Source organism: Kitasatospora sp. NPDC036755 (assembly GCF_040636595.1).
Classification (GTDB): Bacteria; Actinomycetota; Actinomycetes; order Streptomycetales; family Streptomycetaceae; genus Kitasatospora.
The window spans coordinates 1-24,890 of the sequence record NZ_JBEZUT010000067.1 but is presented as its reverse complement, the minus strand read 5'-3'; the positions used below and the strand labels follow the sequence as shown (position 1 = coordinate 24,890).

Genomic DNA, 24,890 nt, shown 5'->3' with positions numbered 1-24,890 from the left:
CCCGGCCGGCCCCGCGCCGTCACCCCGGGAACCGGATCACGTCCGGATCACGTCCGGATCACGTCCGGGGCGGGGCCGGCGGGAGGTCACCGGCCCGGTCGACGGCGGCCGAGGCGATCACGGCGGAGGTGCCGACCACCGTCCCGGCCGGCCCCGCGTCGCCGTCCTCGCCGAGGACCGTGCGCTCGCCCAGGAACGCGTACGTGCCCCGGTCGAAGAGCCACTGGGTCTGCCGCCCGTACGCCGTACGGGCCACGGCGACGCCCTCGCGCCCGGCGGCGTCGACGGCCGAAGGGACCACCGTGACGCCCGGGATCCGCTCCGCGGCCCGGTAGAGCGCGGCACCGACCGGCGGCGGCGCCCACGTCTCGGCCAGCAGGTCGCCGATCGCCGTGAACGCCCGCTGGTCCGGATCCTGCCCCTGGCCCCGGGTCTGTTCCCGGATCAGCGCCAGCAGGGCGTCCGGATCGGTGGGCAGCGCGGCGACGAACGCGTGGGTGGGGTCACCGATCGACGGGCCGCCCCCACCCGGCGCACCGCCCCTTTCCGACACTCCGGGCCGGGCCGTCGCCGCCGGTCCGTCGAGGTGGAGGACCGGTCCGCTCTCGTCGATCCGGGTGTCCGGCCCGCCCTCCTCGCGCAGCAGGCCGGGGCGGGTGCCGTCGGCGGACCGCCAGACCTGCCGGGTGTGCACCGGGGCCGGCGTCGCGGGGCCCCCGGCGGCGCTCTGCGCCGCGAAGGAGACCCTGCTCTCGACATAGACGAACTGGTCGGCGCGGACGGCCGGTTGCTCCACCGCGGCGGCGGCGAGGGCGATCCGGTCGAGGAGCCGCACGGCTTCGGAGGCTCCGCCGGCCCCGCCTCCGGCCACCACGCCGCCCCGCCCGGCCGCGCCGCCCGTGCCGTCCACCGTCACGGCGGCGGCGATCGCCAGGGCACCGGCGAGCACCGGCACCACGATCCGCAGCGGGCGCCGGTGCCGGGCCGGGGGCCGGGTCGCGCCGCGCGGCGCCTCCGCGGTCGCGACGGCCCGGCGCAGCACCTCCGCCCTCAGCCGCAGGTAACGGTCCGCGTCCAGTCCGGGCACCGCCGGCGGGGGCAGCAGGGCGGCGAGTTCGCGGCGATCGGACTCCCCGGGCCCCGCGGGCTCCCCGGGCCGGCCGGGCGGCGGGAGCTGCGTACCGTGCCGTGGGGTGGTGTTCATCCGTGGCTCTCCTGGGTCGACGGTCTCAGCGCGGGAATGCGGCCCGGCCGGCGCGCGGGGATCCGGCCCCCGGCCCTGGCCGTGGCGGCGGCCCTGGCCGTGGCGCCGACCGTGGCCTCGGCCTCGGTGAGTTCGCGCAGCCGGGCCCGGGCCCGGGAAAGCCGCGAGCGGACGGTGCCGACCGGCGTGCCGAGCGCCTCGGCGGCGCTCGCGTAGTCCAGTCCGGCCCACACCACGAGGGTGAAGACCTCCCGGTCCCGGCGCCGGAGCCGGGCGAGGGCGCGGCGGGCGGCGCGCAGCTGCTCGGTGTCCGCGAGGTGCGCGACCAGGTCGTCGGCGAAGTCCGGGACCGAACCGCGCTCCGGGAGCCGGGCGAGCGCGAGGTCACGGCGCCTCCGGGCGCGCGCGTTGCGGCGCATGACGTTGGTCGCGATGCCCAGCAGCCACGGGCGCAGCCCGTCGCCGTCGGGATGCAGCCCCTCCCGCCCCCGCCACGCCTCCAGGAAGGTCGTCGAGACGACGTCCTCGGCCTCCGCCCAGTCGCCCGTCACGCGGAGGGCGTAGCGGTACAACACCTGGGCGTGCTCGTCGTACAGCTCGCCCAGGACATCGGGGTCGCCGCGGCGGAGACGCGTTCTCGTCAGTGCTTCCACGCTCTGCCCTGCCCGGTCCGCCGCCCGGGTTCCGGTGACCTGCGTCACAGCACCCGCGCCACTGCGGGCGTGATCCCGATCACGGGAACTCGGCTGCCCGCCCGGGCAGTACGGGGCATGACCACGACTCCCGCCCACCGCCCCGTCCCCCGCCGTTCCGTTTCCCGCCACGCCGTTCCCCGCCGACACGCCCTCCGCGCCCTGGCCGTCGCCGTCGTCCTGGTCGGCACCTCGGCTCCCGTCTTCGGCGGCACGGCCACCGCCGCCGAGCCGGAGACGCACACCCTCACCATCAGGCACCTGGACCATGACGGCCGACCGGCCGCGGCCTACCGCACCCACCTCGCCGGGATCTTCGCATCCGGTGTCGAGCAGGTCCTGGAGCAGCAGGACGCCTCCGGTGTCACCACCGTACGGCTGCCCAAGGGCCGGTACCTGCTGGACAGCACCCTGACGACGGGTCCGGGGACGGACGGCCCGGTCTGGACGGACTGGATCGTGCAGCCGCGCCTCGACCTCGACCGGGACACCACCGTCACCTTCGACGCGCGGACCACCGCCCCCGTCGACGTCCGGCCCCCGGACGACGGTGCGCGCTTCCTGCAGAGTTCGATGTTCGTCGATGTCACCTACAGGGGCGTCACCAGGAGCGCCAACATCGGCAACCGGTCGACCAACCTGCGTGTGGGCCACCTGGGGCCCGAGACCGAGGCCGGAGCGGTCAAGCAGTGGTTCGACTCCACCTGGGCGACCGACAGCGGCGGCTACCTGCTCGGCCGGACCTTCTCCGGCACCCGCGCCCTGACCGGGCTCTCCCGGCAGTACTCCGCGCAGGAACTGGGCACCCTGAACATCCGCGGCGCCGCCGGCCCGGGCAGCGCCGGCGTCGGTCTGCTCAGCATCGTGCCGAGCGAAGGGGCCTCCGCCGGCGCCCCCCGGGTCATGAGGACGCCGGGCACCGTCACCTTCCTCGTCGCACCCGAGCGCGGCGCCTGGGACATCGGCTTCACCGCCCCCGGCGCCGACGAGGCGACGCGGACCCACTACTCCGCCGAGCGCGTCACCGTCCCGGCCGGGGCCACGGCCACCCAGACCTTCGACGGCCCGGTCTTCGGCCCCGCGCTCACCGACCGCCCCGCGGTGTCGCGCGAGGGCGACCGGATCACCGCCGATGTCCCACTGCTCGCCGACGGCGGCGGCCACGCGCCCTGGGGCCCGACGTTCGACACCGCCTACACCTCGCTGTACCGCGACGGCGTACTCGTCGGCGCCACGTCCGGAGAACCCGGCCGCGGCGAGTTCACCGTGCCGCCGGGCCGGGCCTCCTACCGGCTGGCCACCACGGTGACCCGCAAGGCCGCGGCCGGCGCGACCACACGGGTGAACGCCTCCTGGACCTTCTCCTCGGCCACCACCTCCGGCCCGTCCGCGCTCCCGGTGAGCGTCGTGCGGTTCTCCCCCGACCTCGACCCGGCCGGCGCGGCGGCGGCCGGAAGCACCCTCCGGATCCCGGTCACCGTCCAGGGCGCCGCCGCCGACGGCCGCACCCGTTCACTGACCGTCTCCGCCTCCACTGACGACGGCGCCTCCTGGACCCGACTGCCGCTCGAAGACGGCGCCGTGACCGTCCGGAACCCGTCGGCCGGCACGGCCGTCTCCCTGCGCGCGGAGCTGACCGACGCCGACGGCAACACCCTCGACCAGACCCTCGTCGACGCCTACCGCACCCGCTGACACCCCCGATCACCCGGGGCCGGCGCCGGCCTCTCCCCCAACCGAGGGGGCGGGCGCCGGCCCCGCTGTCGTGTCGGCGACCGGGGTGCGCTCTGGTCGCCGACACGACGAACCGGACGGACATGAGCAACTTCTGGACCGGCGAGGCCCTCTGGGGGGCACCACCTCGGAGAGGACGCCCGGCACCCCGCGCTCCCCCTGCCGCCCTCCGGAAGCAGCTTCGTCGCCCGCCTCGGCGGCGCCGGACCGGGCGACGAGCAGCAGCTCGGCACTGGGGCCACCGGCCGGGCCGGCCGAGCGCCGCCTTCAACACCCTGTTGCTCCGAGCCCCGCTTCCCGGACCTCCCGCTCGCAACGTTCGAGCCACTCCAGGTACCAGGTGCCGAAGGTGTGGGGGCGCCCCTGTGCGTCGACAAACGGCTCGTAGGGCGGGTTGACCGCGCAGTCCCGGTGGCGGAGCTCCCCCCGGCGCGGGCCGACCAGGACGAGCCAGCCGGTCGCCCCGCACCCGTTGTCGCCGATCTGGACCGCCCCGCGCCCGCGCTCCAGGTGCCAGAGCTCGTCACCGGCGGCCCCGAAGGCCTTCCGGTAGTCGGGCAGGTAGTCGCAGTCCCCGTCCCGGGCGGCGGGTTCGTGCCCGGCCGCGCGCAGGGTCGCCAGCTGCCACTCCGCCCAGCCCTCCGTCTCGACGAACGGCCCGCCGGTGTCCGGCAGCCAGGGGTGCTCCTCGTCGTCGTCCGCGACCCACCCCCAGCTCCCGTCGATCCGGCGCAGCGAGGTCAGTGCGTGCTCCGGCCCGGGGCCCCCGGCCCCGACCTCGGCCAGGAACGAGCGGTACTCACCGGGGAGTTCGGCACCGTACTGCGTCTCGACCTCGGCGATCTCGGCCGGAGTCAGGGCGGTCTCGAACAGCGGGTACGGGGACGGCCCCAGGCCGACCGCCCGGCGCCCGGCCTCCTTCACGGCGATGACGCGTTCCCGCACCGCCGTCCAGTCGACGGGTACGTCCACGGCTCCTCCTGTCGACGGCGTGTCAGGAGGCTACCGCCCGGCACCGACACCGGCTCCGACACGGGTGGCCGAGCGCCGGGGGCTCCTTCCCGCCGGGCCGGAGGGCACCACCCGGCCGGCGGTCAGCGGGCGGGGGCGGACGGGGTGAGGTTGCGGTGGATCTCCAGGGCGGCGGTGGAGCGGTTGAGGGTGATGTAGTGCAGGCCGGGGGCGCCCTCCTGGAGGAGTCGCTCGGCCATCCGGGTGGCGTGGTCGACGCCGATGCGGTGGGCCGCCGACCGGTCCCCGCGGGCCGCTTCCAGCTGCCGTGCCAGGGCGGCCGGGAAGGACGCGCCGCTGAGTTCGGCGAAGCGGGCGATCTGGCGCACGTCGGTGGCGGGCATGATCTCCGGGATGACCGGGGTGTCGCAGCCCGCCGCGGCCAGCCGGTCGCGCAGCCGCAGGTAGTGCTCGACGTCGAAGAACATCTGGGTGACGGCGTAGTCCGCGCCGGCCCGGCACTTGGCGACGAAGTACCGGATGTCGCCGTCCCAGTCCGTCGAGCGCGGGTGGCGTTCGGGGAAGGCGGCCACGCCGACGGTGAACGCCCCGCACTCCTTGACCAGTCGGACCAGTTCGGCCGCGTACCGCAGGCCCTGCGGGTGCGGTTCCCAGGCGCCGTTGGGGTTGCCCGGCGGGTCGCCGCGCAGGGCGAGGACGTCGCGGATGCCGACGTCGGCGTAGCGCCGCAGGACGGCCTGGAGTTCGGCGGTGGAGTGGCCGACGGCGGTCAGGTGGGCCACCGGGCGCAGGGTGGTCTGCGCGGCGATCAGTTCGGTGGTCCCGATGGTGCGGTCGCGGGAGGAGCCGCCGGCGCCGTAGGTGACCGAGACGAAGGTCGGCGCGACCGCCTCCACCCGGCGGATCGCCGCCCACAGGGCGCGTTCACCGGCCTCGTCCTTGGCGGGGAAGAACTCGAAGGAGTAGGTCCGCTCGCCGGCCGCGAGGATCTCGCGCAGGCCGCGCGGGGCGCGCCGGGTGGTCTGGTCCATGGGTTCACCTCAGGTGGTGGGTGTCGGTCGTCCGGGGATGCGCGGGAGCTCCTCCACCTTGCCCGGGCACCCGCAACAGGACTGTCACAGCGTGGTGTTGGCGCCCTCCGGTCGGCGCGGAGGCTGTTCACCAACCCCTGGCGGGTACCCTGGGGGGGTATGGTATGTTCAGAAGCGAAGCAGCCGCCCGGACAGTCCGGCCGGCGCCGGGCACCCACGACAGGAGCACACCCATGAGCGAGACCACCGTCACCGTCGAGTCCGCCGCCACCGAGACCTCCTCCTGCTGCGGCTCGTGCGGCACCGACGCCGGCGCGGCCCCGGCCGCCGGATCCACGCTGACCTCGGTGTTCCAGGTGAAGGGCATGACCTGCGGCCACTGCGTCGGCTCGGTGACCGCCGAGCTGACGAAGCTCGACGGCGTCGAGGAGGTCGCCGTGGACCTCACCACCGGCAACGTCACCGTCGGCAGCACCCGGCCGCTCGCCGACTCCGACGTGGCCGCCGCCGTCGACGAGGCCGGCTACGAGCTGGTCGGCCGCGTCGAGGGCTGACCCCTCCCCCCGGAGTCGGCTCGTGCGGTCGGACCACCACCCGCCCGTACGAGCCGACTCCGCCCGACCCGCCCGCCGGTACAGTGAGCGCACGCCTCACCGCACAGGAACCGGAGACGGCCATGGTCAGCTACAGCTCCCACAAGGACGACTTCCTCAAGCGGCTCCGCCGCATCGAGGGCCAGATCCGCGGCCTCCAGCGCATGGTCGAACAGGACACCTACTGCATCGACGTCCTCACCCAGGTCTCCGCCGCCAGCCGCGCGCTCCAGTCCTTCGCCCTCCAACTCCTGGAGCAGCACATCGAATGCTGCGTCCGGGACGCCATCGCCGAGGGCGGCCAGGAGGCGAGCACCAAGGTCCGCGAGGCCAACCAGGCCATCGCCCGCCTCGTCAGGTCCTGACCGGCGACGTCACGGCGACGGGGCGAGCCCCGCGGCACCGCCGCGCACGGGGCGCCGACCTACCGGGTGGGGGTATGCTCGGCGGCCACCGACCGCACCGGGCAGTCGAGTCGGGAGACCGGGGGGATCAGCCGTGCCGTCGATCGAGTTCGTCCGCCGCCTGGACGGCCTGGTCTACCGCTTCGACCCGGACGGCACCCACAACGGCCGGCCCTCGTTCAGACGGCGGGACCTGGACCTCTGGTGCCGGTGGGCGCCGGAGCGCGGCTGGTGCGTGGTCGACGCCGAGGGGGTGCCCAACTCCGGCCCGCTGCTGGGCGAGGACCGGCCCCGGGAGCTCCCGCCGACCGGGCCGTGGCGCAGCTGGAAGGCGGGCAGGTCGTACCTCTACGACCTGCGCCGCGTCGACGGGGAGACCTCCCGACCCCTCTGACGCCCCGATGCCCCGACGCGCCGATGCCCCAAGGCGCCGACTCCTCACCGCGCCGGCTCCCCTACGCGCCGACGCCTCAGACCCGGTCGAGGGGCCGGTGCGGGCCCCCCGGCAGCTCGACGGCGATGGTGTCGCCCGGCCTGACCGGGCCTCCCGTACGGACGACACCCATGACGCCGGCCCGGCGCACGATCGTGCCGTCCTCGGCCCGGCCGACGACCCGCTTGAGCAGGCCCGGCCGATAGGCCTCGATCTGGGCGCACGGGTTGCGCAGGCCCGTGATCTCGACCTCGGCCTCGGGACCGATCCGCAGCACCGCGCCGACCGGCAGGCCGAGCAGGTCGACGCCCTCGGTGGTGATGTTCTCGCCGAGGGCCCCCGGCGCCACGTCGAAGCCGGACTCGTCGAGCTCGGTGAGCAGTTCGCGGTGGATCAGGTGGACCTGGCGCAGGTTGGGCACGGTCGGGTCCTGGGCGACCCGGGATCGGTGCCTGACCGTCACCCCGGCGTGCACGTCGCCCTCGACGCCCAGCCCGGCGAGCAGGGTGATGGCGTCCCGGTTCGGCTTGGTGAACGAGTACTCGGCGTTGCTGCTGACCGCCACCACGGTGCCGTTCATGGTCAAGGGCCTCCTCGCGGACGTACGTTCGATCCACCCGGGAGCATAGCCGCCCTCCCGGCCGTCGCCACCTGCCACTTTCACGGCGGGCCCTCCGAGAGGGCCCGCAGGAGCGGCGGTACCGGAAGTCCGGGGCACTGCGGCCGAGGGTGGCGATGACCAGGGCGGCGCGGTCGGGCCGGCGGCGCCGCCGCCGAGCCGGGCGGGTGTCAGGCCGGCTGCCGCGCGGGCGCCCGCTCGTCCGCGCCGGCGAGCCACAAGTAGACCGGCGCGAGCCCGAGTTCGATGCCCATCAACACCAGCTGGAACCAGTGCGGCCGGCCGTCCACCACGATCGACAGCACCCGCGCGAGGCCTCCCAGCAGGAGGAGCGCCGCCAGCCACCGCACCGTACGGGCGGGCACCGGCCTCTGCCGCGCTGCCGAGATCCAGGCCGCCCCGTACCCGGCGAAGACCGCGCCCATGAAGCGGCCGAAGCTGCCGACCGTCGGGCCGGCGTCCGCGATCCCGGGCATCGCGGCGTTCCCCAGCAGGATGTGGAGGAATCCGATCGCCACGCAGGCGATCCCCATCGTCCACGCGAGCACCCGTAAGGCCCTGGCCATGACCCACCCACCCGTTCCGGAGTCCGGTTGACACGTGTCTACCAAGCTAGCGCCGACAAGTAGACGCGTGTCAAGTAACCTGGCCCGCATGCCAGTCCACGAACGACGCCGGCGGCTCTCCCCCGCCGAGCGACGCGCCCAGCTGCTCTCCGTCGGCGCCCGGCTGTTCGCCGCCCGGCCGTACGAGGAGGTGCTGATGGAGGAGGTGGCCGAGCGGGCCGGGGTCTCCCGGGCGCTGCTCTACCGGCACTTCGCGAGCAAGCGCGAACTCTTCGCCGAGGTCTACCGGGAGGCCGCCTACGACCTGCTCGCCAGGAGCCGGTTCGACCCGGCCGACACCCTGGTCGAGCAGCTGCTCGAGGGCATGGACGCCCACCTGGACTACTTCGTCGCCAACCGGCACGCCGTGCTCGCGGCCAACCGGGTGCTGGCCGGGGACGAGGTGATCCAGACCATCCTGACCGAGGAGCTGGACGCCCTGCGGGAGCGGCTGCTCGGCGTCCTCCCCCTCGCGGACGAGCGGGCGCGCCGGGCGGTGTCCCAAGTCCTGCGCAGCTGGCTGGTGTTCGTCCGGGTGCTGGTCGTCGACTGGCTGACCGAGGAGACCTGCACCCGCACCGAGCTGCGGGACGCCTGCATCGGCGCCGTGCTGGGCGCGCTCCGGCCGCTGCTGCCCGCGGATCCGGCACCCGATTGGGGGCGCCGAGGGCATACCATCGGGGCGTAACGGGGAGAAGCACCATAAGCCTCCAATCCCCTATGAATATACGACAATTGGATGCTCTGACTCCCCTCGATCCGCCGGACCTCCGACCCAGCGAAGGGACCCATGGACTCCGCGACAGCCGACACCCGGACCGCCCTCCCCCCACTCCACCGGCTCCCCACCACACCCGCCCAGCCGCCCCACCCCACCACCCTCCCGGACGGCACCCCCGCGTGGCTGATCACCCGCTACCACGACGTCCGGCAGGTCCTCGGCGACCCCCGGGTCACCCGGGCCGACCTGCATGACGTCGGCACCGCGGGCACCACCGCCGACGTCGCCGCCAACCCGGCGTCCCTGTTCAACCAGGACGGCCCCGCCCACCGCCGACTGCGCGGCACCGTCCAGCGGGCCTTCACCCCGCGCGCCATCGCCGGCTGGCAGCCGTGGGTCGCCGCCGCCGTCCAGCAGTCGGTGGACCGGCTGGTCGCCGCCGGCCCGCCGGCCGACCTCGTCGAGGCGTTCGCCCGGCCGGTGCCGTTCGCCGTCACCACCCGGCTGATGGGCCTCGACGGGGACGGGCCGGACCGCCTCGACGAGGAGCGGCTGCACCGCTGGACCCTCGCCCTGCTCGCCCAGGGCGGGGAACAGCCGGCGGAGGCAACCGCGGAACGGACCACCAGCCGGGCCCCCGCCCAGACCACCGGCCGGGCACCCGCCCGGACCAGCGGCCAGGCCCCCGCCCAAGCCGCCGATCCGGACGCCGCCCAGGCCGAAACCCTCGCCGAATTCGGCGCCTTCATGGCCGAGTTGGTCGCCCGCCGGCGCCGCGAACCCGGCGACGACCTGGTCAGCCACCTGGTCCGGGCCGCCGACCAGGACGGCGGCGTCCCCGAGGAGTCCCTCGTCTTCCTGGTCGCCGGGCTCACCGCCAGCGGCAACGAGAGCGTCGCCGGTGCGCTCGCCAACGCCCTCGTCTACGTGCTCGGCGAACGCCCCGAGCACTGGCCGCTCCTCGCCGACCCGGGCACCGCCGAGCGCACCGCCGAACGCCTGCTGCACTACATCCCGCTCGGCGACGACGAGGCCACCATCCGCCGCACCACCGCGCCGATCGAGGTCGGCGGCGTCACCGTCCCGGCCGGCTCGGTCGTCGCCGTCAGCCTCGGCAGCGCCAACCGCGACCCGGCCGTCTACCCCGAGGGCCTCGACACCGACCTCGGCCTCGCGCTCCCCGCCCCGACCCTCGCCTTCAGCTCCGGCCCGCACTACTGCATCGGCGCGTGGCGGGTCCGGCTGGAGATGCGCGAGTCCCTGCGCCGCCTCGCCACCGCCCTGCCGGGCCTGCGCCTCACCGCCCCGGTCGCGGAGCTCGCCTGGCAGCTCGGCGGCACCACCCGCAGCCCGGCCCGCCTCCCGGTGGACTGGTAGCCGCCCCGCCGGCCACCCGGCGCGCCGTCCGCCGCCCGGCCGTCCGGCGCCACGCCGTCCGGTGCCCTGCCCGGCCTCAGCCGTCGAGCAGGGCGCCGAGCCACCGCTCCCGGCGCCGCTCGATGTACTCGGCGTCGCCGCGCCAGACCTCCCCGTGCCCCTCCGCCCAGAGCCTCACCCAGGGCTGGACCCCGCGGCCCGCCCGATCCCGCAGGAAGTCGTGCATGGCCCGGGTCCGCGGCCCCAACAGGGCTACCAGGGCGCGCCGTTCGTCCTCGTCCAGCCCGTAGGCGTCGACGAACACCCGCAGCCGGGCGGCCGCGTCGGCGTCGGGGAGCCGGAAGTCCGGCTGCGCCGACAGCGGCAGGAACCCGTGCAGCGCGTACGCGAGGTCCCAGAGCCGGGTGCCGGGAGCCGCTGTGTCCCAGTCGATGAAGGACCACTGGTGCTCGGCGCCGACCACGAGGTTCCACGGGGCCAGGTCGTTGTGGGCGATGGTGTCGGCGACGCCGTCGGGCGGCATCAGCACCTGCCAGTGGGCGTCCGGCGGGGGCGTGAAGTCCCGTACGGCGTCGTGGAACTCGCGGATCAGGCGGGCGACCCGGGCCAGCCGACCGGCCGGGTCCAGCAGGCCGAAGTGCTCGGGCCAGACCACCAGACCCGGCTGGTAGGTCAGTACCTCGCGCCCCTGCCCGTCGAGGCCGAGCGGGCGCGGCGCCCCCCGGAACCCCACCGCGTGCAGGTGCTCCAGCAGCGCGTGCACCGCCGGTGTCCACGGCCCGGCCGGGCGGCGCACGGTGTCCCCGACGCGGACCACACCGGCGTTCATGTTCCCGCCGGACAAAGGCTGTTCACCATCGGGCACCAGCCGTTCACCACCGGGCACCGGCCGTTCCCCGGCGGGCACCGGCTCCTCCTCCGCCCGGCTCATCCGAACAACCCCTCCCCCAGCGTCCCGCCCTCCGGCGCGCCCGGCAGGACGTAGGCCACCGCCGACGCCGTGTGCTCGATGAAGGCGTTGAGGGAATCGCGGGCGGCCAGCCGCTCCTGGACCCGGGTGAACTGCGCCGGGTCGCGCATGAAGGCGCAGAACAGCAGGCCGCGGTCGCCCGGGCCGTCGTCGTAGTTGTAGCCCCGGCGCAGCATCCGGGCGCCGCCGTCCAGCCGGGGGCTGGAGAGGCGGACGTGTGCGGTGGCCGGGAGGACGTACGAGCCGTCCGGGTTCTTGGTGTAGATGTCCGGCTCGTCGTGCTCCGCCGTGCCGGTGAGCGGGGCGCCGTCCCCGGCCCGACGGCCCATCACCTGCTCGCGGCGCTCCTCGGGGAGGGCGGCGAAGGCGGCGGTGTCCATCCGGATCCGGCGGTAGACCAGCACCGTCCCGTGCTCGTACGGGCCCGGCGGGCCCCAGACCCACTGCGCGCTCTGCTCCCCGTCCGGGTTCGCCGTGCCGTCCTTGAAGCCGAACAGGTTGCGGGGCGTGGCGCCCCCGGCGGTCCGGGCCAGGAAGCCGGACTGCGTCCACCGGACCGCCGCGCCCGCCGCCCGGGCCGCCGCGTCCACCTGTTCGGCGACCACGGACAGCGGCCAGCGGTCCGCCGCGCACAGCTGGATCACCAGGTCGCCGCCGCCGCGCGCCGGGTCGAGCCGGTCCCCGGCGAAGTCGGGCAGCCCGGCCAGCAGGGCCGGCGGGACGTTCAGCCCCAGTCGGGCGGCGAGGCCGGGCCCGACGCCCACCAGGCTGCTGAGCCGGGCCGGTTGGCCGTCCCGCAGCCGCGCGTCCGCAGGGTCGGCGCCGGCCGCACCGGCCAGCACCCGGGTCAACTCGCCGAGCAGGCCGCGCAGGGCGGCCCGGCCGTCCGAGGCCGCGGCGGGCGCCAGGTCCAGGGCCAGCAGCTGGGTGGCGGGCTGCTGCGCGACCGTCACCCCGGCCTGCCGTTCGCCGTGGAAGGGCACGGACGGCGGTTCCGGCGCCGCCGCCCGGCCGTGGCGCTGCCCGGCGTCGGGGCCGCCCACGGCCAGGGCCGTGACCCCGGCGCCGAGCCCGGCGGCGACCACCGCCCCGCCCGTGATCAGAGCCCTGCGGGCCACCCCGCCGCCCCGGGCGGTCGGTGGCCGGTCCTGCGCCTTTCCGGTTTCGGCATGCATGGGCGACATTGGAGACGATAGAACACGCCGTATGCAACTTTTGACCACACGTCACGTGCGCTCCGGCGCGACGCCCTCGCCGGGGAGCCGCATCGCCAGGCGTCTGCCCGCCCTGCTCGCCGCCGCGGCCCTGGCCCTCTCCGGCTGCTCCTCGGGCGGCTCGTCCTCCTCCGACGCCAAGCACCCGGAGGGCACGGTCGTCCGGGTCCCGCAGCACTTCCCGACCATCCAGCAGGCCGTGGACGTGGCCCGCGAGGGGGACACCGTACTGGTCGACCCGGGCACCTACCGGGAGAGCGTGCGCCTCACCAGGCCGAACATCGTGCTGCGCGGCACCGACCGGAACACCGTGGTCCTGGACGGCGGGCTGAAGCTGGTCAACGGCATCACGGCCTCCGGCCCCGGGTCGGTGGTGGAGAACCTCACCGTCCACGGCTACCTGGCCAACGGCGTGCTGTTCACCGGCGTCACCGACGAGAAGCTCCAGCAGCACGGCGCCGGCGGTTCGGCCTACAACCCGCTGGACACCGTCCGCTTCCCGGTCCTCCAGGGCTTCCGCGCCAGCAGCGTCACCGCGTACAACAACGGCCTGTACGGCATCTACGCCTTCGACGCCCGCGGCGGCGTCATCGAGGACTCGTACGCCTCCGGGGGCGCCGACTCCGGCATCTACGTCGGCCAGTGCAAGCCCTGCGACACCCTGGTGCGGGGCAACACCGTCGAACGCAACGCCGTCGGCATCGAGATCACCAACGCCTCGGACGGGCTCACCGTGGTCGGCAACCGGGTCCACGGCAACCGGGTCGGGGTCACCGTCAACTCCAACGACCTCGAAGCCCTCGCCCCGCAGCACGGCGCGGTGATCGTGGGCAACGCCGTCACCGACAACAACGCCGGCGACACCCCCCAGCAGGCCGACGGCGCCTACGGCATCGGGATCGGGATCGGCGGCGGCACGGCCAACCAGGTGCAGCGCAACCTGGTCCAGGGCAACCGGGCGGCCGGCGTCATCGTCACCGACCCGCCCGGGCACCCGGCGAGCGGCAACCGGATCGAGGGCAACCGGGCCACCGGCAACGGCACCGACCTCGTACTGGCCTCCGCCGACCCGGGCAACTGCTTCACCGGCAACCAGCCGGCCGTCCAGAGCCCGGACGGCCTGGAGACGCTGGCGGCGTGCGCCGCCCAGGGCCGCACCGCCCCGCCCTTCGGCCGCAGCAGCCCGGTCCAGGCTCCGCCCGGGATCCCGTTCAGCCAGGTTCCCGCCCCGCCCGCGCAGCCCTCGCTGCCGGACCCGAGCGTGCCCGGCCGCCCGGCCACGGACCTCCCGGGCCCGGTCGACCCCGGGGCCTACCCGCTGCCCGAGTCCGCGGACGCCGTGCCGAAGCACTGACCCCCGACGCCGATCCGCGCCGATCCGCGCCGACCTGTGCCGACCTGTGCCGACCGGCGCCGCCTGCGGGGGCGGCGGCGCCGGGGAGCCGAGGAGGTCAACGCGACGGACTGGAAGGACCGGTGGGATCGTCGGACGTCCGGGCGATCGGCCGTCCGGCACCGAAAGGAGGCCGCACCCGATGCCCGACGGCTGGACCACCGACCTCGTCCTGGGCTGCACGGTCCTGCTGGGCGCCTCCGTCCAACGGCTCGCCGGCATCGGCTTCGCCCTGGTCGCGGCACCCGTCCTGGTGCTGCTGCTCGGCCCGGGCGACGGCGTCACGCTGTCCAACCTCGCCGCCGGCGTGATCAGCGCCGTAGGTCTGCTGGGCAGTTGGCGGCAGGTCCGGATGACGGCGATGCTGCCGCTGATCCTCGCCGCCGGCTGCACGGTGCCGGCCGGGGCCTGGGTCGCGGCGACGGTTCCGACACCCGGGCTGCTCGTCGGGATCGGCGCGCTGGTCAGCCTGGCAGCCCTCCTGGTGCTGCGCGGGGTGCGGGCGGCCGCACTGCGCGGGGCGGGCGGAGCCCTGGTCGCGGGTGCCACCAGCGGTTTCATGAACGCGGCCGCCGGGGTGGGCGGCCCGGCCGTCTCCCTGTACGCCGTCAACACCGGCTGGACGGCCCGGGAGTTCCTGCCCAACGCGCAGTTCTACGGCGTGGTGGTGAACGCCTTCTCGCTGGCCGGCAAGGGGCTGCCGACGCTGTCCGGGACGGCGTGGTGGCTGGTGGCCGCGGCACTGGTGGGCGGCGCGGCGATCGGCCGGCTGCTCGCCGACCGGGTGCCGGAGCGCCGTGCCCGGTCGGTGGTGCTGGGCCTGGCCCTGGCGGGCGGGCTGACCACCCTCGCCAAGGGCGCCGTCGGGCTCGGCTGAGCGCTCCCGGTACGGCGGGGCGGCGGGGCGCGTCCGGGCGCCCCGCCGCCCGGACACCCCACCGGGCCGGCCGGGCCGACCGAGGCCGACCGGACACTCCGGACACCTCCGGACGAGCCCGACACCCTTGCCGACACGGACAGTTCGGGGCACCGCGGGCAGTTCGGAATCCGCCCGAGCGTTCCTCCGCGGACATGACATACTGCGTCGGTGACCTCAGCTGACCTGGCCGCGAAGCCGTCCAAAAGCCGTCCCCAACTGGGACGGAAGTTCAATCTGCTGTGGTCCGCGTCGGCGATCTCCTCGGTCGGCGACGGCATGCGGGACTCCGCCCTGCCGCTGCTGGCGGTGGCCGTCTCCGACTCGCCCAGCGCGGTCTCCGTGGTCTCCGTCGCCGCCTCGCTGCCCTTCCTGCTGATGTCCCTGTACGGCGGGGTGCTGGCCGACCGGGCCGACCGGCGGCGACTGATGTGGACGATCGACGGCGGCCGCGCCGTCGTCGTCCTGGCCTTCGCCTGCTGGGTCTTCCTCGCCGACCCGCCGCTGGTCGCGCTCGCCGCGCTGGCCTTCGTGCTCGGCTGCGGCGAGACGGTGTTCTCCAACGCCGCCACCTCGGCCGTCCCCGAACTGGTCCGCCCCGACCAGCTCGACGCCGCCAACGGCCGGATGCAGGCCAACATGCTGGTCGGCGGGAACCTGGTCGGCCCGCTGCTCGGCTCGGCGCTCTTCGCCGTGGCCGTCGCCTCCCCCTTCGCGGTGGACGGCGTGTCCTTCGCGCTCGCCGCCGTCCTGGTCGCCGCCACCGGCCGCTCCACCGCCCCGCGCACCCGGGCCGACCGCCGCCCGGTGCTCACCGAGATCCGCGAGGGCGTCGACTGGCTGCTCCGCCACCGCGACGTGCGGATGCTCGCCGTGCTCTCCACCCTGGGCGCGCTGGCCTGCTTCATGGGCACCACCATGATGGTCCTGATGGTCACCCGGGTCATCCACGCCCCCGCCGCCTCCTACGGCATCGTGCTCGCCGTCGGCGCCGTCGGCGGCACCGCCGCCAGCACCCTGGCCGGCCGGCTCAGCCGACTGCTCGGCCGGGGCCCCCGGATCGCCCTCTCCTTCCTGCTGATGGGCGTCTCGCTGATCCTCATGGGCCTGAGCACCTCGGTGGCCGAGGTGGCCGCGCTGTACGGCGTGGTCGGCTTCGGCATCGTCACCTGGAACATCCAGGCGGTGTCGCTGCGCCAGCAGGCCGTGCCGAAGGAGCTGCTCGGCCGGGTCAACAGCTGCTACATGCTGCTGACCCGACTCGGCATCATGGCCGGCGCCGCCCTCAGCGGCTGGATCGCCTCCGTCGCCGGCATCCGCACCCCGCTGCTCCTCGGCGGAGGCCTGCTGCTCGCCCTGCTGGTCGCGGTGCTGCTCCTGCTCCCCCGGATGACCGCGCTGGAGTCCGCCCCGGACGCCGCCGCCTCGGACGCCGCCGCCCCGGACGCGGAGTAAGGTCCCCCGCCCGGGCGGTTTCCCCGCTCCCGCTCAACGCCCCCGGCCTGCCGGTGGGGTGACCGCGAGGCGGGCCGGGAAGACTGGTCGGCGAGCACTGCCGCACGCCCCGAGGAGAGCCGTGAACACCGACCGCCCCGCCACCGCAGACCGCGTGACCACGACCGACGCCGACCTGCCGCCCACCGGACTCCCCCTGGGCCTCGGCCCGTTGGTGCGGATCGGGGGCGACTGGTTCATCGGCGACCACGAGAGCAAGGCGTACCTGGCCGTCCTCCCCGAGGGGTTCGAGCACCGCGTCGCCGGGCAGGAGCCGTTCCCGGTGCCGTGGCACCGTCTGATGAGCCTGGAACTCGGCGTCACCAGCGGCCGGTTCCTCAGCACACCCATCGGCGGGCTCCTCGCCGGCCACTACTACCAGCCCGCGATCGGCACCCACGGCTCCTGCCTGCGCGCCATGGTCCGGCACCCCTACGACCTGTGGAGCCCCCGGTTCGTCCACCACGACCGGTGGTACCCGGCGCCCGAGATCACGCTGCTGCACCAGCTCCTGGGGAGCATCGTCAGCCTCGGCCAGGTCGAACGCCTCGGCGACGACGCCTGGCTGGCCTCGGTCGTCGAGCGGCTGCGGGAGGACCGCTTCCTGCGGCGGTGGCGGACCAGCAAGGCCGTCGCGGACGGTGTGCGGGGGGTCATCACCGGCGGCGCGTGACCCGCCCGGGCCACGCGGCCGCACGGGACGGCGGCCCGGGCTCAGACCTCCGTACGGGCGGTGCTCCCGGCCCCGGCAGCCGACCCGGCTCCGGTGACCAGCTCAGCTCCGGTGACGGCCCCGGCTCCCGCGGTGGCGCCGGTCGCCGTGGCGGACCCGGCGCGGGCCACCGCGAGGGCCGCCAGCGCCGGGGCGGCGGCGAGGGCGAGGCAGAGGGAGAGCGGCAGCCGGTCGGCGAGCAGGCCGGCCAGCGCGGTGCCGGCCGAACCGCCCCCGTTGAAGGCCGCGTTGACCCACGCGCCGGCCCAGGTGCGCCGGTCGGGGCCGGCGAGCTCGTCGGTGAACAGGTAGGCGGTGGTGAGGGTCGGGGCCACCGTCAGCCCGGCCAGGGCGGCCGCGGCCGCCAGGAGCGGGAGGGTCGGGGCGAGGGCGGTCAGGGCCAGCGCCCCGCCGAGGGCCCCGGTGAGCACGGCGAGCCGGACCCGGGCCGGGGCCCGCCAGTCGAGGGCTCCGAGGACGAGACCGCCGGTCGCGCTCCCGGCCGCGAGTGCCGCCTCCACCCAGGCGACCCCGGCCGCCTGCCCGTGCCGCTGGGCGAACACCACCGCCAGCAGGCCGAACGCACCGAGTCCGGCGCCCGCCCCGGCGGCGGCCGCGAGTGGCTGACGGGTCCGGGCGAGCAGCCGCCAGGGGCGCGAACGGTCCTGCGCCGCCGCGGAGTCCGGCCGGGCCGGGGCCGGCTCGCCGCGCACCGCGGCGGCCAGTGCGAGGCTGCCGGTGAGGACGAGGGCGGCGCCCAGCACCAGCCCGAGCGCCGGCCGGCCGGTCCCCGCCGCGATCAGGCCGGCCAGCAACGGGCCGGTGACGTACAGGAGTTCCTCGGCGACGGTGTCCAGACTGTAGGCCCGCCGGCGCGGTTCGGGGTCGGGCAGCAGGGCGCTCCACCGCGCCCGGGTGACCGGACCGAGGGGTGGTGCGAGCACACCGGCCGCCACGGCGAGGGCGAGCAGGGCGGGGTACGGGACACCGGGACGCCAGGTGGCGGCGGCCAGTCCGAGCAGCACCAGCGCGTACCCGGCCGCCATCGGCGGCAGCGCCCGGCGCGGACCGTGGCGGTCGACCAGCCCGGCCCGGACGGGCGAGAGCAGCACGTTGGAGGTGGCGAACAGGGCCGTCAGCCAGCCGGCCCGGGCGTACGAGCCGGTCGTGGCGGTGACGGCCAGCAGGAGCGAGAGCGGGACGACGCCGTAGGAGAGACGGCCGATCAGGGCCGCACCGAAGAGCCGGGCCGCGCCAGGGGTGCGCAGGACCGTCACGTAGGACGAAGACATGGAGGGGTTCCTCAGGAGCTGGCGCGCGCCGCGCGCCGGTGGACCGGGACGCCGAAGGACCGCACCACCGGGGTGCGGTCGCCCTGCCGGGCCCTAGTCGCGGGAGAGGAACACGGGGCCATGCTAGCGGGCACCCCGCCGGTCACTCCCGGGTGCGGGACAGGGGGTGTGTCCACACCACGAACTCCTCATGGACAGATCAAGAAATCCCCTGTAGCGTCACTGCTGACGGATCGACAGATCGGGACCCGCCGTGACGGTGCGTACCGGCCGACCCGTCCAGGTGGTGCGGCAAGGCCGCGCCCCCCGCCTCCGAGAGGGGCGCCGGATCGCTCCCCCCGTCGGTCCGGCACCCCTCCTCGGGTGCCACGCCCCGGTCGGCCCGGGACACCCCGGGGCGGACTCACAGCGCCAGGTCGACGGCCAGGCAGTTGTAGAACCTCCAGGCGCCCTCGGGGTCGTACGCCGCGTTCGCGGCACCGCCAGGGCCGCTCGCCGCTCCTTCGGTCATGGACTCGAAGCGGATGCGCTCGGGCAGGACGCCGAAGCGCGCCCGCCGCGCCTCAACGGCGGGATCGCCCGCGGACTGCTCGCTCATGGCCACTCCCCTGATCGGCGTTCACGGACGGCGCCCACGCGGCGCCGGGGACGGATCTCAGGGTGCACCTCGGTTCATCACCCGTCAAGGCGGTGACGAAACCCGGCGCCCGACACACGCGCCCGGTCCCGACTCACACGCGTTTGGCCGATTCCGCCCTCCCTCACCCATTGTTGAAGATGCAAGGATCCACTCCCGACCCGGACTCGGCCCGCGAGCCACGGGCCGGATCCCCAGCAGTTCCCCCGCACACCGGAAGGTGGGTTGCCATGTTCACGCCCAAGGCCGGACTCCGCGGCGCAGCCGTGACCGCCGCCATGACCGCGGCCCTGATCACCCTCGGCGCCGGGGCGGCCGACGCCGCCGGCTGGCCGCCCCTGGAGCCGGGCGCACGCCTCTACCCGGCCGTCGACGGACGGGGCGCGGCGACCGTCGTCGACCTCGCCGACCTCGGCACCTGCCACACACTGTCGACACCGGCCCGCTCCGTACAGGTCGCCAACGGCGCCGCCTCCGTGGTGCTGTACCCCGGCGCCGGCTGCACCGGCGACCACCCCTGGGCCAGCGGCTCACTCGCCCAGTCCAACCTCCCGCTGCCGGCCCTGAGTTACCGCGTGGTCCCGGCGTAGCGACACCCCGGTGCGACACCCCTCGGGGTGTCGCACCCCCGCGGACAACGGGTGCCGTCCGGCTTCCCGACGACCGCAGGGGCCGGGGGCGGCCCGAGCCAGGAGGAAAGCGGCTGCGGCGCAGGACAGTTGCCGACGCACACTCCGGGAGGCGGCACACGTATCCGGGTGCCGGCCCCGGCGGCTCCTGCTACAGTGGCCGTGACCTGTAGTCGTGTGATCGAGGAGTGGCAGACGTGGCGGGTGACGACGACATCTCCGGGTGAGATCCGGATCTGACGGCCACCGGCCGGTGCTTCAGCAGCGCCGCCACCGGAGTGGTCCGTTTCGTCGTACCCACTTTCCGCACGTCTGCCCAGGGCAGAGGTCTACCTTCCTGCCCTCATCCCCTTCGAGGTCACCCCCATGTCCGACGCCTCCGTCGTCTGCTCCAACCTCTCCTTCGCCTGGCCCGACGACACCCCGGTCTTCCACGACCTGTCCTTCACCGTGCCCGCCGGGCGCACCGGCCTGGTCGCCCCCAACGGCGCCGGCAAGAGCACCCTGCTCAAGCTGATCGCCGGTGAACTCAAGCCCGCCACGGGCTCGGTGACGGTCACCGGCAGGCTCGGCCACCTGCGTCAGAGCCTGCCCCTGACCTCCGACCTCACCGTCGCCGAGGTGCTCGACGTCGCCGACGTCATCCGGGCCATCGACGCCGTGGAGTCCGGGGACGTCGACGAGCGGCACTTCACCACCATCGGCGACGACTGGGACATCGAGGAGCGCACCCGCGCCCAGCTCGACCGCCTCGGCCTGACCGACCTCACCCTGGACCGCGGCCTGGCCACGCTCAGTGGCGGCCAGATCGTCTCCCTCGGCCTCGCCGCCCAACTGCTCAAGCGCCCCGACGTCCTGCTGCTCGACGAACCGACCAACAACCTCGACACCCCGGCCCGGCACAAGCTCTACGACGTGCTGGCGGACTTCAACGGCTGCCTGCTGCTGGTCAGCCACGACCGCGCGCTGCTCGACCGGATGCAGCACATCGCCGAACTCGGAAACGGCGAACTGCGCTTCTACGGCGGAAACTTCACCGCCTACGAGGAGGCCGTCCAGGCCGAGCAGGAGGTCGCCGAGAAGAACGTCCGCAACGCCGAGCAGGAGCTGAAGCGGGAGAAGCGGGAGATGCAGCAGGCCCGCGAACGCGCCGAGCGCCGCCAGAGCAACGCCGCCCGCAACCTCAAGAGCGCCGGGCTGCCCCGGATCTTCGCCGGGAACATGAAGCGCGGCGCCCAGGAGTCCGCCGGCCGGGCCGGTCAGATGCACGCGACCCGGGTCAGCGAGGCCAAGGCCCGGCTCGACGAGGCCGGACGCGCCCTGCGCGAGGAGCAGCGGCTCTCCCTGGACCTGCCCGACACCCAGGTCCCCGCCGGGCGCAACCTCTTCCTCGGCGAGGGCCTCCAGGTCCGCCACGGCGACCGGCCGGTGTTCGCCGAGGGCGGGGTCGACCTGAGCGTCCGCGGCCCCGAGCGGATCGCCCTGACCGGACCCAACGGCGCCGGGAAGAGCACCCTGCTCAAGCTGGTCACCGGCGAACTCTCCCCGGACAGCGGGGAGATCAAGCGCAACGACGGGCGGATCGCCTACCTGTCGCAGCGCCTGGACCTGCTGGACCTCGACCGCACCGTGGCCGAGAACTTCGCCGCGTTCGCCCCCGAGCGGCCCGAGACGGAGCGGATGAACCTGCTCGCCCGCTTCCTGTTCCGCGGCGCCCGGGCCCACCTGCCGGTCGGGGTGCTCTCCGGCGGCGAACGGCTGCGCGCCACCCTGGCCTGCGTGCTGTGCGCGGAGCCCGCCCCGCACCTGCTGCTGCTGGACGAACCGACCAACAACCTCGACCTGGTCAGCGCGGGCCAGCTGGAGAGCGCCCTGAACTCCTACCAGGGCGCCTTCCTGGTGGTCAGTCACGACGAGCGCTTCCTCGCCGAGATCGGGGTGAACCGCTGGCTCCGGCTGGCCGACGGCACGCTGAAGGAGACGGGAGCGCCCGCGGTGTGAGCCGCCGCCGCGCGCACGCGGCCCGCGCCCGGCGGGCCGCCCCCCTCTCCCACCCCGGAAGGTCCTCCCCCGTGCTCCAGCACGCCCTGCTCGCCCATGACGTCGTCCGCAACCTCGGCGGCCGGCGCGTCCTCGACGGTGTCCACCTGACCGCCGCCCCCGGCCACCGGATCGGCCTGATCGGGGAGAACGGCGCCGGCAAGTCCACCCTGCTGCGGGTGCTCGCCGGCGTCGACGAACCCGACACCGGAAGCGTCTCGCGCCCCGCCGACCTCGGCTTCCTGCACCAGGAGATGCCCTTCGAGGCGGGCGCAACCGTCGCCTCCGTCCTGGACGACGCGCTGCGCGAGGCCCGCGCGGACCTCGCCGAGCTGGACCGGCTCGGCGCGGAGCTCGCCCGCGTCCCGGAGTCCGCCCCCGGGCACCCGGAACTGCTGGAGGCCTACGGCAGGCGACTGGAGCAGGCCCAGGACCGGGAGTCCTGGGACGCCGACCGCCGCGCCGCCCTGGTCCTGGACGGGCTGGGCCTCGGCGCGCTCGGGCACGACCGCGCGCTCGGCTCGCTGTCCGGCGGGCAGCGCGGCCGGCTGGCCCTGGCCGCCCTGCTCGTCCGGCGGCCGTCCGCGCTGCTGCTCGACGAGCCGACCAACCACCTCGACGACGAGGCCGCCGCCTTCCTGGAGGAACGGATCCGCGAACTGCCCGGCACCGTGGTCGTCGCCGCCCACGACCGGGCGTTCCTCGACGCCGTCTGCACCCATCTGGTCGACCTCGACCCGGCGGTGGACGGGCCGGTCCGCTACGGCGGCGGCTACAGCGCCTACCTCGGCGAGCAGCGCGCCGAGCGGGAACGCTGGGAGCGGCGGTACGCCGAGGAGCAGCAGGAGCTGGCGCGGCTGCGCCACTCGGCCGGGGTGACGGCACACCTGGTCGCACCGGACCGGGGGCCGCGCGACAACGAGAAGATGGGCTACGGCCACCGGGCGGGGCGGGTGCAGAGCCAGGTCTCCCGGAGGGTGCGCGACGCGGCCCGGCGGCTGGCGGAGCTGGAGCGCGCGCAGGTGCCCGAACCGCCGCGGCCGCTGCGGTTCGCCGTCACCGCCCTGGCCGCGGACGGGGTGGCGGCCGCGGGGAGCGACGGCCCGGCGGCGGAGTCCGGCGCTCCGGCCGAGGAACGCGGTGCTCCGGCCGAGGAGTGCGGTGCGGACCAGCGGCCGCTGGTGTCGCTCCGGGACGTCCGGGTGCCCGGCCGGCTCGCGCCGACCGGCCTGGAGGTGGCGGCGGCCGACCGGCTGCTGGTGACCGGCGGCAACGGAACGGGCAAGTCCACGCTGCTCGCGGTGCTCGCCGGGCGGCTCGCCGCCGAGGGCACGGTGCGCCGGCGCCCCGGACTGACGGTGGGGCTGCTCACCCAGGACACCGTGTTCGACCGGCCCGACCGCACCGCCCGCGACACCTACCGGCTGGCCCTGGGCGCGGCCCGGGCCGAGGAGGTGCCGCTCGGGTCGCTCGGCCTGCTGCACCCGGCGGACCTGGAGCGGCCGGTCGGCCGGCTGTCCGTCGGGCAGCGCCGGCGGCTCGCCCTCGCGCTGCTGGTGGCCGACCCGCCCCGGCTGCTGCTGCTCGACGAACCCACCAACCACCTCTCCCCCCGGCTGTGCGACGAACTGGAGGAGGCCCTCGGCACCGGTCCCGGCGCGATCGTCCTCGCGAGTCACGACCGCTGGCTGCGCCGGCGCTGGCAGGGCCGGGAGCTGCGGCTCGAACCGGTCGGGACCACGCGTCATTGCCCCTCCGCACAGTCACCTGCCAGCATGGTGATGTGAACCTTGACCATGTCTTCGTCTGCGGGCACCCCGCCCTGGACTTCGCGGCTACGCTCCGTGCGCGGCGCACGGTCCGGTTCGAGATGTTCGTGACGCCCGAGCGGTTGAACGCCTGGTACCTGGACAGCGGCCTGGTGGACACGATCACGCCCGGTGGCGAGCGCGACGTCCGCGAGGCGACGACCGCCCGCGAGGCGATCTACCGGCTCGTCACCGACCGCCGGCTCGGCGAGGCGTTCGACCGCGAGGCGCTCGCCGTGCTCAACGCCGCCGCGCGCAAGCCGCCCGTGACCCCGCAGCTCACCACGGTCGGGCGGCACAACGAGGCGACGCCCGGACAGGCACTGGCGACCGTCGCGCGCCTGGCGGTCGAGCTCCTCAGCGGACCGGACGTCCCGCTGCTGAAGGAGTGCGGCAACCCGGAGTGCACCCGGATCTACGTCGACCGCTCCCGGGGCATGCGCCGCCAGTGGTGCGGCATGGAGTCCTGCGGCAACAGGATCAAGGCCGCCGCCTACCGCGCACGGAAGAAGTCGCCGTCCGCCGCGAGCGCCCACTGACCCGTCGGTCTGACGGCCCGTCGGCCCGGACGACACCCGCGCGGACGGCGCCGGCCCGTACGACCCGTGCGCGCACGACGGAGGCCGGCGCGAAGGGGACTTCGCCCCGGCCCCTGCTCGGTGGCCTGCTCGCGGAACTGCTGGGCCGGCGCGACGCACCGTGCCCGGCGAAGGAACTGCGGGACGAGCTCCTGGCCGAGCACCCGAAGCACAACCCGGCGCCCCAGGTGGTGCGGAACACCCTGGAGTCGCTCGTCGCCGAGGGCCGCGTCCGGCGCCACAAGGAGCAGCGCTCCGCCATGTACACCCCGGTGCGGCCGGGCCCGACCACGCCGGGTGGCGACGGCTGACCTCCGGGAGCCCGCGCCTCGGAGCAGGACGGCACCGGCCCGGGGAGTGACGGGTCCTCTCCTCGCCGGCCGACACACGTGTGCGGTCGGGGGCCAGGTGTGAGCGGGTCCTGTGCCGAAACGGGGGAAACCGGCACATGACCCGCGGTCGGAGGGGCGGGGCGGCTCAGCCGCCGTCGAGGGCGTGGGCGAGCGCGGCCCGGGTGGTGATCCCCAGCTTGGGGAAGATCTTGTAGAGATGGGCCCCGACGGTGCGGGGCGACAGCCGGAGCTGGCGGCCGATCTCCTTGTTGGTCAGACCGGTCGCGGCCAGCCGGGCGACCCGCAGCTCCTGGCCCGTCAGCCCGGCCGCCCCCGTGGCCGGCCCGTGCTGCGGCAGGGCCTCGGAGTCGCCCGCGGCCCGCAGCTCCTCCTCGCACTGCGCCGCCCAGGGGGTGGCCCGCAGGCGGCGGAACACCTGGTGGGCGGCGCGCAGCGCCTCCCCGGCCCCGGGCCGGTGGTGGCGGCGCAG

Annotated in this window: 24 protein-coding genes and 2 pseudogenes; 15 read left to right on the top strand and 11 right to left on the bottom strand. The window is 75.5% G+C overall.

Annotated elements, in window-relative coordinates:
- Positions 1-58 precede the first annotated feature (58 nt).
- Together AB0E96_RS13090 and AB0E96_RS13085 are read right to left on the bottom strand one after the other, a co-directional pair.
- Positions 59-1,204 (bottom strand): CU044_5270 family protein, encoded by a 1,146-nt coding sequence (locus tag AB0E96_RS13090; protein ID WP_359822244.1) that lies wholly within the window; start codon positions 1,202-1,204, stop codon positions 59-61.
- The gene (locus AB0E96_RS13085; protein ID WP_359822241.1) at positions 1,201-1,857 is read right to left on the bottom strand and encodes a sigma-70 family RNA polymerase sigma factor; all 657 of its coding nucleotides are present in this window, start codon (positions 1,855-1,857) and stop codon (positions 1,201-1,203) included. Before AB0E96_RS13085 ends, AB0E96_RS13090 begins: the two co-directional genes overlap by 4 nt.
- A 117-nt stretch (positions 1,858-1,974) precedes the next feature.
- On the opposite strand from AB0E96_RS13085, the gene AB0E96_RS13080 reads away from it, so the two are divergent.
- The gene (locus tag AB0E96_RS13080) at positions 1,975-3,591 is read left to right on the top strand and encodes a serine protease (RefSeq protein WP_359822238.1); all 1,617 of its coding nucleotides are present in this window, start codon (positions 1,975-1,977) and stop codon (positions 3,589-3,591) included.
- A gap of 306 nt (positions 3,592-3,897) precedes the next feature.
- Here the strand turns inward: AB0E96_RS13080 and AB0E96_RS13075 are convergent, their stop codons facing one another.
- Positions 3,898-4,602: an SMI1/KNR4 family protein gene (locus AB0E96_RS13075; RefSeq protein WP_359822235.1), complete on the bottom strand. Its 705-nt coding sequence runs from the start codon at positions 4,600-4,602 to the stop codon at positions 3,898-3,900.
- A 122-nt stretch (positions 4,603-4,724) separates the two neighbouring features.
- Entirely contained in the window at positions 4,725-5,633 is a 909-nt protein-coding gene (gene metF / locus AB0E96_RS13070) for a methylenetetrahydrofolate reductase [NAD(P)H] (protein WP_359822232.1), read from the bottom strand.
- A gap of 233 nt (positions 5,634-5,866) precedes the next feature.
- On the opposite strand from metF, the gene AB0E96_RS13065 reads away from it, so the two are divergent.
- The 3 genes and pseudogenes from AB0E96_RS13065 (at position 5,867) to AB0E96_RS13055 (ending at position 7,024) form a co-directional block, all read left to right on the top strand.
- Positions 5,867-6,187 carry a heavy-metal-associated domain-containing protein gene (locus tag AB0E96_RS13065; protein WP_359822229.1) on the top strand — a complete coding sequence of 107 codons (321 nt, stop codon included), beginning with the start codon at positions 5,867-5,869 and terminating at the stop codon, positions 6,185-6,187.
- A 143-nt stretch (positions 6,188-6,330) separates the two neighbouring features.
- Positions 6,331-6,591, top strand: a pseudogene (locus tag AB0E96_RS13060) (metal-sensitive transcriptional regulator); the annotation flags it as partial.
- Positions 6,592-6,724: 133 nt separating this feature from the next.
- Complete coding sequence (locus AB0E96_RS13055; RefSeq protein ID WP_359822226.1) at positions 6,725-7,024, top strand: hypothetical protein; 300 nt, start codon at positions 6,725-6,727, stop codon at positions 7,022-7,024.
- A gap of 76 nt (positions 7,025-7,100) precedes the next feature.
- On the opposite strand, the gene AB0E96_RS13050 is transcribed toward AB0E96_RS13055, so the two are convergent.
- Together AB0E96_RS13050 and AB0E96_RS13045 are read right to left on the bottom strand one after the other, a co-directional pair.
- Positions 7,101-7,643, bottom strand: a complete 543-nt coding sequence (locus AB0E96_RS13050; protein ID WP_359822223.1) for an MOSC domain-containing protein — start codon at positions 7,641-7,643, stop codon at positions 7,101-7,103.
- Positions 7,644-7,852: 209 nt separating this feature from the next.
- Positions 7,853-8,248 (bottom strand): DUF4345 domain-containing protein, encoded by a 396-nt coding sequence (locus AB0E96_RS13045; RefSeq protein WP_359822220.1) that lies wholly within the window; start codon positions 8,246-8,248, stop codon positions 7,853-7,855.
- 88 nt (positions 8,249-8,336) lie between these two features.
- On the opposite strand from AB0E96_RS13045, the gene AB0E96_RS13040 reads away from it, so the two are divergent.
- Both AB0E96_RS13040 and AB0E96_RS13035 read left to right on the top strand, forming a co-directional pair.
- Complete coding sequence (locus AB0E96_RS13040; RefSeq protein WP_359822217.1) at positions 8,337-8,975, top strand: helix-turn-helix domain-containing protein; 639 nt, start codon at positions 8,337-8,339, stop codon at positions 8,973-8,975.
- 102 nt (positions 8,976-9,077) lie between these two features.
- Complete coding sequence (locus AB0E96_RS13035) at positions 9,078-10,385, top strand: cytochrome P450 (protein WP_359822214.1); 1,308 nt, start codon at positions 9,078-9,080, stop codon at positions 10,383-10,385.
- Between the two features lie 76 nt (positions 10,386-10,461).
- Here AB0E96_RS13035 and AB0E96_RS13030 read toward each other — a convergent pair whose 3' ends face one another.
- Positions 10,462-11,214 carry a phosphotransferase gene (locus tag AB0E96_RS13030; protein ID WP_359822263.1) on the bottom strand — a complete coding sequence of 251 codons (753 nt, stop codon included), beginning with the start codon at positions 11,212-11,214 and terminating at the stop codon, positions 10,462-10,464.
- Positions 11,215-11,312: 98 nt separating this feature from the next.
- Positions 11,313-12,530 (bottom strand): Dyp-type peroxidase, encoded by a 1,218-nt coding sequence (locus AB0E96_RS13025; protein WP_359822211.1) that lies wholly within the window; start codon positions 12,528-12,530, stop codon positions 11,313-11,315.
- Between the two features lie 40 nt (positions 12,531-12,570).
- Here AB0E96_RS13025 and AB0E96_RS13020 point away from each other — a divergent pair, with 40 nt between their 5' ends.
- The 4 genes from AB0E96_RS13020 (at position 12,571) to AB0E96_RS13005 (ending at position 17,045) form a co-directional block, all read left to right on the top strand.
- Complete coding sequence (locus AB0E96_RS13020; protein ID WP_359822210.1) at positions 12,571-13,923, top strand: right-handed parallel beta-helix repeat-containing protein; 1,353 nt, start codon at positions 12,571-12,573, stop codon at positions 13,921-13,923.
- A gap of 181 nt (positions 13,924-14,104) precedes the next feature.
- Positions 14,105-14,839, top strand: coding sequence for a sulfite exporter TauE/SafE family protein (locus AB0E96_RS13015; protein WP_359822207.1), 735 nt, complete (start codon positions 14,105-14,107; stop codon positions 14,837-14,839).
- Between the two features lie 210 nt (positions 14,840-15,049).
- A complete protein-coding gene (locus tag AB0E96_RS13010) occupies positions 15,050-16,333 on the top strand; it encodes an MFS transporter (protein ID WP_359822205.1) in 1,284 nt (427 codons plus the stop codon).
- 121 nt (positions 16,334-16,454) lie between these two features.
- Positions 16,455-17,045, top strand: coding sequence for a hypothetical protein (locus tag AB0E96_RS13005; protein WP_359822203.1), 591 nt, complete (start codon positions 16,455-16,457; stop codon positions 17,043-17,045).
- Between the two features lie 41 nt (positions 17,046-17,086).
- Here AB0E96_RS13005 and AB0E96_RS13000 read toward each other — a convergent pair whose 3' ends face one another.
- Complete coding sequence (locus AB0E96_RS13000; RefSeq protein WP_359822200.1) at positions 17,087-18,376, bottom strand: MFS transporter; 1,290 nt, start codon at positions 18,374-18,376, stop codon at positions 17,087-17,089.
- 403 nt (positions 18,377-18,779) lie between these two features.
- A complete protein-coding gene (locus AB0E96_RS12995) occupies positions 18,780-18,974 on the bottom strand; it encodes a hypothetical protein (RefSeq protein WP_359822198.1) in 195 nt (64 codons plus the stop codon).
- A 269-nt stretch (positions 18,975-19,243) separates the two neighbouring features.
- On the opposite strand from AB0E96_RS12995, the gene AB0E96_RS12990 reads away from it, so the two are divergent.
- The 5 genes and pseudogenes from AB0E96_RS12990 to AB0E96_RS12970 all read left to right on the top strand — a co-directional run.
- Positions 19,244-19,603, top strand: a complete 360-nt coding sequence (locus AB0E96_RS12990) for a hypothetical protein (protein WP_359822195.1) — start codon at positions 19,244-19,246, stop codon at positions 19,601-19,603.
- Between the two features lie 405 nt (positions 19,604-20,008).
- Positions 20,009-21,643: a ribosomal protection-like ABC-F family protein gene (abc-f, locus tag AB0E96_RS12985; protein ID WP_359822193.1), complete on the top strand. Its 1,635-nt coding sequence runs from the start codon at positions 20,009-20,011 to the stop codon at positions 21,641-21,643.
- Between the two features lie 71 nt (positions 21,644-21,714).
- A complete protein-coding gene (locus AB0E96_RS12980) occupies positions 21,715-23,469 on the top strand; it encodes an ABC-F family ATP-binding cassette domain-containing protein (protein WP_359822190.1) in 1,755 nt (584 codons plus the stop codon).
- Positions 23,466-24,029, top strand: a complete 564-nt coding sequence (locus AB0E96_RS12975) for a CGNR zinc finger domain-containing protein (protein ID WP_359822187.1) — start codon at positions 23,466-23,468, stop codon at positions 24,027-24,029. The genes AB0E96_RS12980 and AB0E96_RS12975 overlap by 4 nt, the downstream gene beginning before the upstream one ends.
- 80 nt (positions 24,030-24,109) lie before the next feature.
- Positions 24,110-24,379: pseudogene (locus AB0E96_RS12970) on the top strand (hypothetical protein); the annotation flags it as partial.
- Between the two features lie 166 nt (positions 24,380-24,545).
- Here AB0E96_RS12970 and AB0E96_RS12965 read toward each other — a convergent pair.
- Positions 24,546-24,890, bottom strand: a 345-nt coding sequence (locus AB0E96_RS12965) for a helix-turn-helix transcriptional regulator (protein WP_359822184.1), incomplete at its 5' end; no start/stop codon positions are given.